Annotated in this window: 13 protein-coding genes; 10 read left to right on the top strand and 3 right to left on the bottom strand. The window is 41.8% G+C overall.

Going from position 1 to position 12,526, the window contains the following annotated elements; all coding sequences use genetic code 11:
- The first annotated feature begins 7 nt into the window (after positions 1–7).
- From A8F95_RS16965 to A8F95_RS16945, 5 genes are all read left to right on the top strand, one after another.
- Complete coding sequence (locus tag A8F95_RS16965; RefSeq protein WP_049660478.1) at positions 8–997, top strand: ABC transporter ATP-binding protein; 990 nt, start codon at positions 8–10, stop codon at positions 995–997.
- Positions 994–1,971 carry an ABC transporter ATP-binding protein gene (locus A8F95_RS16960; protein WP_065411615.1) on the top strand — a complete coding sequence of 326 codons (978 nt, stop codon included), beginning with the start codon at positions 994–996 and terminating at the stop codon, positions 1,969–1,971. Before A8F95_RS16965 ends, A8F95_RS16960 begins: the two co-directional genes overlap by 4 nt.
- Positions 1,972–2,003: 32 nt before the next feature.
- A complete protein-coding gene (locus A8F95_RS16955) occupies positions 2,004–3,617 on the top strand; it encodes an ABC transporter substrate-binding protein (protein ID WP_065411614.1) in 1,614 nt (537 codons plus the stop codon).
- Between the two features lie 86 nt (positions 3,618–3,703).
- Positions 3,704–4,708 (top strand): ABC transporter permease, encoded by a 1,005-nt coding sequence (locus A8F95_RS16950; protein ID WP_065411820.1) that lies wholly within the window; start codon positions 3,704–3,706, stop codon positions 4,706–4,708.
- 14 nt (positions 4,709–4,722) lie between these two features.
- The gene (locus A8F95_RS16945) at positions 4,723–5,637 is read left to right on the top strand and encodes an ABC transporter permease (RefSeq protein WP_065411613.1); all 915 of its coding nucleotides are present in this window, start codon (positions 4,723–4,725) and stop codon (positions 5,635–5,637) included.
- Between the two features lie 33 nt (positions 5,638–5,670).
- Here the strand turns inward: A8F95_RS16945 and A8F95_RS16940 are convergent, their stop codons facing one another.
- Together A8F95_RS16940 and A8F95_RS16935 are read right to left on the bottom strand one after the other, a co-directional pair.
- On the bottom strand, positions 5,671–6,750 hold the full coding sequence (locus tag A8F95_RS16940; protein WP_065411612.1) for an FUSC family protein: 1,080 nt from the start codon (positions 6,748–6,750) through the stop codon (positions 5,671–5,673).
- 52 nt (positions 6,751–6,802) lie between these two features.
- A complete protein-coding gene (locus A8F95_RS16935; protein WP_065411611.1) occupies positions 6,803–8,092 on the bottom strand; it encodes a glutamate-1-semialdehyde 2,1-aminomutase in 1,290 nt (429 codons plus the stop codon).
- 137 nt (positions 8,093–8,229) lie between these two features.
- Between A8F95_RS16935 and A8F95_RS16930 the strand changes: the two genes are divergently transcribed.
- The 4 genes from A8F95_RS16930 to perR all read left to right on the top strand — a co-directional run bounded on the left by A8F95_RS16930 (position 8,230) and on the right by perR (position 10,909).
- Complete coding sequence (locus A8F95_RS16930; protein WP_065411610.1) at positions 8,230–8,631, top strand: potassium channel family protein; 402 nt, start codon at positions 8,230–8,232, stop codon at positions 8,629–8,631.
- A gap of 103 nt (positions 8,632–8,734) precedes the next feature.
- A complete protein-coding gene (gene bcp / locus A8F95_RS16925; protein WP_065411609.1) occupies positions 8,735–9,205 on the top strand; it encodes a thioredoxin-dependent thiol peroxidase in 471 nt (156 codons plus the stop codon).
- Between the two features lie 19 nt (positions 9,206–9,224).
- The gene (locus A8F95_RS16920; protein WP_065411608.1) at positions 9,225–10,172 is read left to right on the top strand and encodes a D-2-hydroxyacid dehydrogenase; all 948 of its coding nucleotides are present in this window, start codon (positions 9,225–9,227) and stop codon (positions 10,170–10,172) included.
- 284 nt (positions 10,173–10,456) lie between these two features.
- Positions 10,457–10,909: a peroxide-responsive transcriptional repressor PerR gene (perR, locus tag A8F95_RS16915; RefSeq protein WP_077247416.1), complete on the top strand. Its 453-nt coding sequence runs from the start codon at positions 10,457–10,459 to the stop codon at positions 10,907–10,909.
- Between the two features lie 33 nt (positions 10,910–10,942).
- Here the strand turns inward: perR and A8F95_RS16910 are convergent, their stop codons facing one another.
- A complete protein-coding gene (locus tag A8F95_RS16910; protein WP_065411607.1) occupies positions 10,943–11,293 on the bottom strand; it encodes a YgzB family protein in 351 nt (116 codons plus the stop codon).
- A 156-nt stretch (positions 11,294–11,449) separates the two neighbouring features.
- On the opposite strand from A8F95_RS16910, the gene A8F95_RS16905 reads away from it, so the two are divergent.
- Positions 11,450–12,319 carry a nucleotidyltransferase-like protein gene (locus tag A8F95_RS16905; RefSeq protein WP_065411606.1) on the top strand — a complete coding sequence of 290 codons (870 nt, stop codon included), beginning with the start codon at positions 11,450–11,452 and terminating at the stop codon, positions 12,317–12,319.
- The last annotated feature ends 207 nt before the right edge of the window (positions 12,320–12,526 follow it).

The following is a 12,526-nucleotide window of genomic DNA, read 5'->3' as shown; positions in this document are numbered from 1 at the left end:
AGAAGTTATGGCTACTCCTGTACTAGATGTAAAAAGATTGAAAACTTCTTTTTTAACAGATGATGGTCCAGTAACTGTAGTAAACGAAGTGGATTTCCATGTACATGCAGGGGAAGTGCTTGGCATAGTAGGGGAATCAGGATGTGGAAAAAGCGTCACTTCTTTATCTATTATGGGTCTCGTTCCGGCTTTGACAAGCAAAGTAGAAGGAGAGATTTTATACAAAGGGGAAAATCTAACACAAGCTTCTGACAAGCGAATGCGCCAAATACGCGGCAATGATATCGCTATGATCTTTCAAGAACCGATGACGAGTTTGAATCCATTATTTACAATCGGCAGCCAATTGACTGAAGCGCTAAGGCTGCATAATAAGAAACTATCTAAGAAAGAGGCTGCACAGCAAGCGATTGCTGCCCTCAAAAAAGTAGGACTGGCTCGAGCAGATGAGTTGATCAATGAATATCCTCATCAATTGTCTGGAGGAATGAGACAACGTGTCATGATCGCGATGGCAATGATCTGCAACCCGCAAATACTAATCGCAGATGAACCTACGACAGCGCTTGATGTGACGATTCAAGCCCAAATCTTAGAACTAATGAAAAAGCTAAATGAAGAAACGAATACAGCGATTATGATGATTACGCACGACTTAGGAGTTGTCGCTGAACTTTGTCAGCGGGTGATCGTTATGTACGCCGGAAAAATTGTAGAGGAAGGCACAGTTGAGTCTATTTTTAATCATCCGTCCCATCCATACACCATAGGCCTGCTTCGATCAGTTCCTGACATGCGCAGAAAAAAAGATCGATTGTTCTCTATACCAGGAAACGTGCCTAAGCCGGGCAGTTTAAAGATCGGCTGTCAATTTGCTCCGCGCTGCAGCCAAGCTCATGAAAAATGCTTGAAAGAAAAACCAGAATTGAAAGCGTTACCAAACGGACAAAAAGTCCGCTGCTGGCTGTATGAAGAGGAAAAGGAGTATATCGTATGACGGAAACGCTATTAAAAGTGGAAAACTTGAAAAAGTTTTTTCCCATCCACGGAGGCTTGTTTGGACGTCAAGTCGGAGAAGTGAAAGCTGTGGATGACATTTCTTTTTATATTAAAAAGGGCGAGACGCTTGGACTTGTCGGTGAAAGCGGTTGCGGTAAGTCCACGACTGGCCGGATGCTTCTTCGTCTGCTTGAACCGACGCAAGGAACCATTGAATTTGACGGACAGGATTTGACGAAGCTGTCAAAAGAAGAAATGAGAAAGATGCGCAAAGAAATCCAAATGGTGTTTCAGGACCCGTTTGCGTCGCTGAATCCGCGTCATACAGTAGAGAAAATTCTGGAAGAGCCGCTGATCGTTCACGGCGTAAAGAGCAAAGAGGAACGAAAGAAGCGGGTTCGGGAGCTGCTGGAAACAGTTGGGCTAAGCAACTGGCATGCCAAGCGCTATCCTCACCAATTTTCTGGTGGGCAGCGCCAGCGTATCGGCATCGCGAGAGCTCTTGCTGTTCATCCTAAACTCATCGTGGCAGATGAACCAGTGTCTGCTCTTGATGTTTCTATTCAAGCACAAGTATTAAATCTATTGCAGGATTTACAGAAGGAGTTTGGGCTTACATATTTATTTATCGCACATGATTTAGGCGTTGTCCGTCATATAAGCGACCGTGTCGGTGTCATGTATTTAGGGCAAATGATGGAGCTTGCAGACAGTGAGGCTTTATACGATTCACCGAAGCATCCCTATACAGAAGCGCTATTATCAGCGGTACCCATCCCGGATGTTCATGTTAAAAAGGAGAGAATTGTTCTTAAAGGGGATGTACCGAGTCCGGCGAATCCGCCAACTGGCTGTCCATTTCACTTGCGCTGTCCAAAAGTGATGGGAAATTGTGCCTCGGTCCGGCCTGTCTTTAAAGAAGTAGAACCAGGTCATTACGCTGCTTGTCATTTATATGACGAACAGATGTAATTATAAATCTAGAGATATGAGGGGGAAGGAAAATGAAAAAGAGGCTTTTGGGGATGCTATCATTCCTGTTAGTGCTCTCTATGGCACTAATTGGCTGTTCATCAAACTCATCTGATGGCGGCGGAAGCAAAGGAGGAGGAGAAAGTGCAGACGGAGGCGGAACATTAATTTATGGCCGCGGAGGAGATTCTGTTTCTCTTGATCCTGCCGTTGTAACAGATGGAGAGTCTTTAATTATTGCTGAGCAAGTCTATGAAACACTAGTAAACTTCGATAAAGAAACGACGGATATTGTTCCGGGACTTGCGAAGAAATGGGATATATCTGAGGACGGCTTAACGTATACGTTTGAGCTTGAAGAAGGCATCAAGTTTCATGATGGCACAGACTTTAACGCAGAAGCGGTTGTGAAAAACGTAGAAAGATGGCTAACGAGCAATGACGAAGCGAAGTTTGCTTATTTTGCTTCTCAATTCGGTGGTTTCAAAGGCAGTGAAACAGCGATTATTAAAGAAGTAAAAGCTGATGGTGACAACAAAGTCATCTTTACACTTAACAAGCCGCAAGCACCATTCTTGAAAAACTTAGCGATGTCACCATTTGCTATCTCCAGCCCAGCTGCTATTGAGAAATATGGCGACAAATACGGAGAAAACCCAGTTGGTACAGGTCCGTTTAAATTCGAAAGCTGGAAGCGCAACGATACTATTACTCTCGTGAAAAATGAAGATTACCGCAAAGACGGCGAGCCAAAAGTCGATAAGATGATTTTCAAAGTTATTGAAGATAACTCTTCCCGCTTGAATGCTCTTATCAAGGGTGAAGTAGATCTAATTGACGGTTTAAATCCAAGTGATGCCGAAAAAGTAAAGAGTGATAAAAACCTGCAGTTATTCGAAAGACCATCTCTAAACGTAGGTTATCTGGGCTTTAATGTAGAGAAAGAACCTTTCAACAATCCGAAAGTACGTCAAGCTATCAGCCATGCTGTCAATAAAGAAGCTTTAATCAAAAACTTCTATGAAGGCACAGCTGAACCAGCTAAAAACCCAATGCCGCCAACTCTTAACGGCTATAACGATGAAGTGAAAGACTATGAATTTGATCTAGAAAAAGCAAAGAAATTGCTAGCAGAAGCTGGTTATAAAGATGGCTTCAAAGTAGATCTATGGGCAATGCCAGTGCCGCGTCCGTACATGCCGAATGGACAAAAAGTGGCGGAAGCTCTGCAAGCTGACTTTGAGAAAATTGGTGTGAAAGCAAACATCGTCACAATGGAATGGGCAACTTATCTTGAAAAAGTACAGGCTGGTGAATCTTCACTGTTCATGCTTGGCTGGACAGGGGATAACGGGGATGCAGACAACTTCCTTTACACACTCCTTGATAAAGATGCGATTGGTTCTAATAACTATTCCCGCTATGCCAATGAAGAAGTTCATAAGCTTCTATTAGATGCACAAGCGGAAACAGATGAAGCAAAGCGTGCAGAATTGTATAAAAAAGCACAAGAAATCATCCATGAAGATGCTCCTTGGGTGCCACTAGCTCACTCCACTCCATTGTTGGCAGGAAAAAGTACAATTGAAGGCTTTTTCCCACATCCGACAGGTTCGCAACCAATGGGGGATGTATCGATTAAATGAGAAAAGGAGGGGGAGCGATCAAGCTCCTCCTCTATTTTTCGACGCAAGGAAACGAGAATTTATTATTGAAAGCAGGTGAGTGCATCATGTTTGCTTATACAATCCGGCGTTTGTCCATGCTGGTTCCGGTTTTATTAGGAATGACGTTGATTGTTTTTTCTCTTATACACGCTATTCCCGGCAGCCCGGCGCAAATTCTGCTAGGGCAGCAAGCATCACCGGAAGCGGTAGCCGCTCTAACGAAAGAAATGGGGCTGGATCGGCCATTATATATTCAGTTTGTCGATTATTTAAAAAATCTTATTACGGGTGATCTCGGAGAATCGTTTAGAACGAGAAGCCCCATCAGTGAAGAAATTTGGCCTTATCTAGCTGCTACGATCGAGCTCGCTTTGTTCGCTATGATCATTGCGGTTATCGTCGGAGTTAATGCTGGTATTATCTCTGCGTGGTTTCAAAACTCATGGTTTGACTATTTATTAATGGTGTTGGCTTTGGTTGGTGTATCCATGCCAATCTTTTGGCTTGGGTTAATGGAGCAGTACGTCTTTTCCATAAAGCTTGATTTATTGCCAACGACAGGGCGAGATAATATTCGTGATCCCGTTACAGCCATTACTCACTTATATTTGCTGGATACACTTTTGCAGGGGCGTGTTGATCAGTTCTTCGAGGTAATTAGGCATTTAATTTTACCTGGTGTCGCCTTAGCCACCATTCCAATGGCGATTATTGCGAGGATTACTCGTTCTAGTATGCTGGAGGTTATGCGTTCCGACTACATTCGGACAGCAAGAGCAAAAGGAATGAGTATGTTGAAGGTCGTATACAAGCACTCTTTGCGAAATGCATTTATTCCTATCTTAACGATTATTGGTTTACAGACAGGACTGCTATTAGGCGGTGCCATATTAACGGAAACGATTTTTGGGTGGCCGGGAATTGGCAACTACATTTATTCCGCGATTCAGTTTCGTGATTACCCCGTTATTCAGTCAGGGATCTTAGTCGTTGCTGCTATCTTTGTTTGCATTAACCTTATTGTTGATTTGTTATATGCCGCAATTGATCCGCGGATTAAATACCGTTAAAGGAGGACGTGTATATGTCAGAAATTGTAGAACAGACTCAGCTGCCTCCGTCCGGACCTGAAGTGAACGTAAACCAGGAAGAAAAAACGGTTTCACCGTGGGTTGATGTCTGGCGGAGATTTCGAAAAAATAAGGCAGCTTTATTCGGTGCAGTCCTTGTTTCCTTTTTCATTTTGTTGGCGATTCTAGCTGATTTAATTGCTCCTTATGGGTTTAAAGAAACAGCACTGGAGAACAAGCATTTGCCGCCTTCTTCAGACCACTGGTTTGGGACAGATGAATTCGGCCGGGATATTTTTAGCCGTGTCGTGTACGGGGCCCGTATCTCTTTATGGGTAGGATTTATTTCCGTGGCTGGTTCTGTTATTGTTGGATCAAGCCTTGGGATTATTGCTGGTTATTATGGCAGATGGGTAGACACCATTATTTCTCGGCTGTTTGATATTTTGCTTGCTTTTCCAAGTATTTTGCTTGCTATCGCGGTTGTGGCGATGCTTGGCCCATCTTTACAAAACGCTTTAATTGCGATTGCTATCATTAACGTGCCGACATTCGGCCGGCTTGTCCGCTCTAAAGTGCTGACCGTTAAAGAAGAGGAATATATTACAGCAGCGAAAGCGATTGGAATGAAAGACAGCCGGATTTTGCTTCATCATGTTTTACCGAACAGCCTTGCTCCTATCATTGTTCAAGGAACGCTGGCTATTGCAACAGCGATTATTGAAGCAGCGGCTCTCGGGTTTCTCGGTATGGGAGCCCAGCCGCCGACACCGGAGTGGGGAAAAATGTTGGCGGATTCAAAAGACTTTATTATGCAGGCACCATGGACCGTGTTTTTCCCGGGTATTGCAATTATGCTAACAGTCTTAGGCTTTAACTTAATGGGCGACGGGCTTCGTGATGCGCTTGATCCACGTATGAGAAATTAAATGAAAAACCCAGCTGCCAAAAACAGCTGGGTTTTATTCGTCTTCTTCGAATTCAGGAAGCTTATCATCTGGATGAAACTTTGAAAAGCTTGTAATAAGCTGGTCCAAGTGCTCCAGATTTTCTCCATATTCTAAAACAGAGGAAAGGAGATGGAGCAGATGGACAGAAAAATTATCTTCCTCGGAGGTGCTTGATTTTATTTCAGCGGTAAACAAAGACATGAATTGTTCCCGGTCTACTCCTAATTCAAAGACGTCCTCCATCTCGACCGTTGTCTTTACTTTGCCAACGAACCGCAAAAGCAAATGCTCATGGTAGCTCATTAACGAATCAAGATAATCGACGAGCGTCTTTTGTAAATCCGGCGTTAAAAGAGAGATGTCATTTTCAAACTGATTCATTCTTCTCAGGATATCGTAGCTTCTGCGAGTAGCTAAAATCATTTTGCGATATAGAACCATTTTTCGTTTTTTAGAAGTGAGATTGCGTTTTAGCGTTCCGCGATCCTCTTTATACATTAAATAGAAATTATCAATGGTGATGAGCCGTTCGCGGATTTTACTAATATCTTTTTTCAGAACGTGGTAATCTGTTCCGGTCCGCAAGCTTAGACGAATCCATTTTAACGTATCCTCGGTTACATGGTTAATCTGGCTAAAGAGCTTCGTTTCGTATTGGGGTGGAAGAAAAATTAAGTTAACAGCAGAAGCCGCTAATACCCCAATCATAATTGTTACAAAGCGGATCAAAGAAAATTGAACAAAGTGCTCATTCTGCAGCTCCATAATCACCATTAACGTAACGAGTGCCAGGCCAATGGATTTTTCTAGATGCAGCTTTACCATTATGATTAAGGCAACAATAGCCGCCAGCCCCACAAATACAATGTGATTGCCGAATAAAAGAACAAACGAAATGCCGATCGCAGCTCCTATAATATTTGCCTGTACTTGTTGAATTAAAGTTAAATAAGAGCGATAAATAGTAGGCTGAATGGCAAACACTGCCGAAATGCCTGCGAAAACCGGGGAAGGCAGGCCTAATAGCGTCGATACAAATAGCGCTAGAACAATCGCAATGCCCGTTTTAAAAATTCGTGCACCCAGCTTCATAAATAAAATGATTCCTTTCTCAGATAAGTGTATTAGGTGAAGATTATATCACTTAACGCAATTGAGAAAAAGCAAAATCTACTGCTTGTAACGTTTTCTCGACATCTTCATCTGTATGCTCCGTTGTTAAAAACCATGCTTCATATTTAGAAGGGGCGAGATGAATGCCTTGAGAAAGCATTAATTTAAAGAAACGGCCAAACATTTCTCCATCTGTTGCTTCTGCTTGCTCATAATTAACGACCTTTTCAGTCGTAAAATAAATGGTTAAAGCGCCTTTTAAACGGTTGATCGTAATCGGAGTACCATACTTTTTAGCCGATGCTAAAATTCCTTCCTCAAGGATAGCGCCAAGACGGTCTAATTCCTCGTATACTCCTTCTTTTTGTAGTACTTCCAGGCAAGCAATCCCTGCAAGCATGGAGGCAGGATTACCAGCCATTGTGCCTGCTTGGTAGGCAGGTCCGAGCGGAGCTACTTCTTCCATGATTTCTTTACGGCCGCCATAAGCGCCGATCGGTAAGCCGCCGCCGATAATTTTTCCCATAGCTGTTAAATCAGGCGTGATGTTCAATAAATTTTGAGCGCCTCCGTACATAAAGCGGAATCCAGTGATGACCTCGTCAAAGATAAGCAAAGCACCAGCTTCGTGTGTGAGCTGTTTTACTTCCTCTAAGAAGCCTGGCTGCGGTTCAACGATACCAAAGTTGCCGACAATCGGTTCGATTAAGACGGCCGCAATTTCTTCTCCCCATTTTTCCAATGCTTCTTTTAATGGTTCTGTTTCGTTAAACGGTACAGTAATGACTTCTTGAGCAATACTTTTTGGTACACCGGCAGAATCAGGAGTACCCAATGTGGAAGGACCAGAACCTGCAGCTACTAATACTAAATCAGAATGCCCGTGATAGCAGCCAGCGAATTTAATAATTTTGTCGCGTCCAGTATAAGCACGAGCCACACGAATAGTTGTCATGACGGCTTCTGTTCCGCTGTTGACAAAGCGAACCTTATCCATGCTTGGAATGGCTTCTTTTAGCATTTTGGCAAATGTGACTTCATAAGGTGTTGGGGTGCCATACAACACTCCATTTTCGGCTGCTTTCTTGATGGCTTCCGTAATGTGAGGATGAGCGTGACCGGTAATAATTGGACCGTAAGCCGCCAAGTAATCGATATATTGATTACCATCAACATCCCAGAAATAAGCTCCTTTACCTCTTTCCATAGCGACAGGAGAACCGCCGCCAACTGCTTTATAAGAGCGCGAGGGACTGTTAACCCCTCCGACAATATGTTTCAGTGCTTCCTCGTGAAGTTGTTCAGAATTCGTGTGTTGCATGAATAGCCCTCCTTGATGATAGATACATATCCATTTTAGACCTGCCCTGGTATTTAGGCAATGAAAGTCCGCTAATCATAAATAGATTATTTCCCACGTATATATGAAGAAAAGCGCGGACAGGGGGAGGCGGGAAAATGACTGGTGTTGTGTTTAGTGCAGTTGTTATTTGCTTAACGATGAGCATAAAAGGCATGTTTATTCCTGGACAACCTCGTCACCGCTACTTGTCCTTGCACTATTTTTTGTATTTTGGATGCCTGTATTTAACTGTTATGATAGGCTTTGCGCTGATTTATACTTTGCTGGAGATCAAAGGACATGCCGTTTGGGCCGAGGAAGTGCATAGTCCGTTTTCTTTTTTGGACAGGTTCTTTACTTCCTTATATTTTAGCGGCATTACGCTTTTTTCTGTTGGCTACGGTGATATCGTGCCCGAGGGAGCAGGAAGGTGGGTAGCTCTCGTAGAAGCATGGATTGGCTACACCATTCCGACTGCTTTCGTTGTGCGGACGATGTTAGAGAAAGAGTCAACGTAATTATTTATTTGCCATATTTTTTCTCATCCGCTACGCTAGTAATAAGATAATTCAGACGAATGCATCTCGTTATTATCTTATTTAAAGTAAAGGAGAGAGGAAAATGACTGTAAAGATAGGAGAAGCAGCTCCAGATTTTCAACTAACAGCAAACAAGGGAGAAAAAGTAGGATTGTCTGATTACAAAGGCAAAAATGTGGTGCTTTATTTTTATCCGAAAGATATGACGCCAGGCTGTACGACACAAGCGTGCGATTTTCGTGACAAGCACGATCAATTTAGCGATTTGAACACAGTAATTTTAGGTGTGAGCACTGATCCAGTTGCCCGTCATGAAAAGTTTATCGATAAATATGATTTGCCGTTTTTGTTACTTGCTGATGAAGATCATGAAGTGTGTGAGCTATATGACGTTTGGAAGCTGAAAAAGAACTTTGGCAAGGAATATATGGGGATTGAACGCTCCACTTTTGTGATTGATACAGAAGGGAAGCTTGCTCAAGAGTGGAGAAAAGTAAAAGTAGCAGGCCATGTGGAAGAAGCACTCCAATTTATTAAAGAAAATTTATCCTAAGAAGCAGGGAGGGAGAAAGTTGAAGATTTTATTTACTTTTCGTCCTCCGCGGACATGGCAAGATCAATTGAGTACAGCTTTTCCTGAAGAAACGTTTAGTTATTACAAGTCTATCGAGGAAGCGGAAGATTTAGCGGAAGCGGAAGTCATTGTGACGTTCGGAGAGGATTTGACGAAAGAGCATATTGATCACTGCCCAAAATTGAAATGGATTATGGTTGCCTCTGCAGGTATGGAGAAAATGCCTTTTCAATCCATTCAACAAAGAGGCATCTTAGTCACAAACGCAAGAGGCATACATAAAATCCCGATGGCTGAGTTTACGGTAGGATACATGTTAAATCATGTAAAACGGTTCCCTGAATTTCTTGATCTTCAAGAGCAAAGAACATGGAACAAGCGTCTGTCGATCGGAGAGTTAGCGGGCAAGCATTTGCTCATGCTGGGAACAGGAGCAATCGGTACAGAGATTGCCCGGCTTGCTAAAGCTTTCCGAATGAAGACGACCGGTGTCAATCGCAGCGGCCATGAAAATGCCTATTTTGATCGCATCTACACGATGGACAAGTTGTCTACGCTTCTCCCGCAGGCAGATTTTATCGTGTCTATTCTGCCGAGTACAGAAGAAACTAGACATTTGCTAAAGAAAGAGGATTTTGAAGCAATGAAAGAAACCGCTGCCTTTATTAATATTGGCCGAGGGGACTTGCTCGAGGAAGAGGTCTTGATGGAGGCGTTGAAAAACAACGAAATCGCTCATGCTTACCTAGACGTTTTTGTGGAAGAGCCGCTTCCTGACAATCATCCGCTGTGGAGTCAAGAGAACGTAACGATTACGCCTCATATTTCAAGTGTGACGAGTGAATACGTGCCGCGTGCTCTGAGAATATTTATGAACAATCTGGAAATATATAAAGAAAACGGCACGGATTATGAGAATAAAGTCGATCCACAAAAGGGATATTAATAAGATAAAACTTTGTTTTCCTATGTTTATTTTCATGCTTCCAGGCTGATTGGAACGTTTGTCTTTTAGTATGCGAGACCTGATGAAAAGTAGGAGTCACCTTAAAGAGCGAGTACCGAAAACAGGAGAGCAGTAAAGAAAGCGGGCGCTTGACAGCAGCCTGGAACGTTTAGAGTCAAATGTCCTATAAAGTCCTCTTTTTTATTGACAAAGCATAGAAAGAGTTAGTACACTATTTATAAAGATTATAATATAATAATACCTTTTAGAAAGAAAAGAGGTGCATGACGGTGTCTCATGAGCATAATCATCTACAGGAAGCATTGGATACATTGAAAGCGACCGGAGTCCGTATTACCCCTCAGCGTCATGCGATACTTGAATTTTTAATTCAATCTATGACCCACCCAACAGCAGACGATATATACAAAGCGCTTGAAGGGAAATTTCCTAATATGAGCGTAGCAACAGTCTACAATAATCTACGCGTATTCCGTGAAGTCGGTTTAGTAAAAGAGCTTACGTACGGAGATGCGTCAAGCCGCTTCGACTTCGTGACGACGGATCATTATCATGTGATTTGTGAAGAGTGCGGGAAGATTGTTGATTTTCACTACCCGGGCCTGGATGAAGTAGAACAACTTGCATCGCATGTGACAGGGTTTAAAGTTAGCCATCATCGGATGGAGGTATACGGCACGTGTCCGGATTGTACGACAAGCAAGGAAGTTCATTAAAAAAGAATTGTTCGTCAAACGAACAATTCTTTTTTATTTATTCTTTCGATTGTAACCTTCGTCAAATTCCTTGCCTTCTAAACTTTGGTCTAGTGTAAGAGGTTCTTTGCAATGCATACACATATCTACTCGGCCAAGCATTTTTGTCGGCTTGCCACAACTAGGACAAACAACTTGAACCGCTTTCGTTGATAACATGCCAATCCAAAAATAAACGACTGTACTAGCGATAATAGACAATAAACCAAGCAGCATAAATAGCGTCATCCAAAAAGGAGATTGTCTAAAGAAGATCCCTGCATACATAATAATAAAGCCAATAAAAATTAAACTAAGAGCGAATGTACGTATCCGATTAATTTTACTTGAGTAATTTTTAGCCATTTTCTTTAACCTCCTAAAAATAAACTATATCATATTTACAAATAAGGAAGCAGTAGAATATCGTAAATTTAAAAGTTTTAAAGGGATTCATCCTTATTTGTCGAAATAATGGGGATAGTACAGAGATAGAACAAACCTGCGTTTGGAGGAATTACTATGGAGGACATCCTTCGTCCGCTTTACCAAGAACGGACAAGCCAACAGAATACAATCGGCGTTATTGTAGTAGAAAAAAAAGAAAACGAACCATCCTTTACAGAGAACTTTGATGTGATTTTGCTGATTATGGTAAAAGAAGCTGAAACGCCCGTTTTCATAAAACATTATATATATGATAATAAGAAAGCGGCGCTCTATATAGTAACAGAGTCGCAATTAGAAGAATGGATGCTGCTTGGTAACAATAGAAAGTTTATTGAATGGCTTTATCACGGCAAGGTCTTGTTTGATCGAAATGAATATGTGTATAAAGTGAAGCAAGAAATGAGGGAGTTTCCTTTTTTTGGCCGGAAAATTAAAATGGCCATAGAGTTTTCGAAGTTAATTAGAAGATGGACATACGGAAGAGACTTTTTTAGGAATGGCCAGTATTTAGATGCCTATAATCATGTCATGCATTCGCTGCATCATCTTGCCCGCCTTGCTGTTATTGAAAATGGGTTTTATCCTGAGGTAACCGTTTGGCTGCAGGTGAAGCAGATGGAGCCAGAGATTTATAAATTATATGAAGAGTTATTAACGAGCGATGAAGAGTTAGAAAAGCGTCTGGAGCTTCTTTTCATTGCTATTGATTTTTTAATTCATTCAAAAACAGAAAATGGAGCAGCTCATTTACTTTCCATACTAAAAGAAAAAGAATCATGGGCATTCCAAGATCTCTTAAATCATCCGGAGGTTAACTACTATGCAGTAGATTTGAGTGGCTTATTGGAATATTTGGTTGGTAAGTCATTTGTTGAAGAACAAAAGATAGAGACGAAGGGATATGGAATTTACCATAGACACTATCGTTTAATAAAAGAATAAAAGTTTTTTTTAAAAAGTATTGACGGCTTTTAATAATCTTGGTATATTAGTAAGCGTCGCTGATGAAAACAAAACAACAGCGGCGCACAATCACTTGAAAAAGTTTTTAAAAAAGCTTTGACAAGAAAGAGAAAAGATGATATATTAAAAAGGTCGCTGTTGAAACGGCGGTTGATGAAATTGATCTTTGAAAACTGAACAAAATAC

This window comes from Pseudobacillus wudalianchiensis, from assembly GCF_001685015.1.
Taxonomy (GTDB): domain Bacteria; phylum Bacillota; class Bacilli; order Bacillales; family Domibacillaceae; genus Pseudobacillus; species Pseudobacillus wudalianchiensis.
The sequence above is the reverse complement of the archived record's forward strand: the minus strand, read 5'-3'. Positions and strand labels throughout refer to the sequence as shown.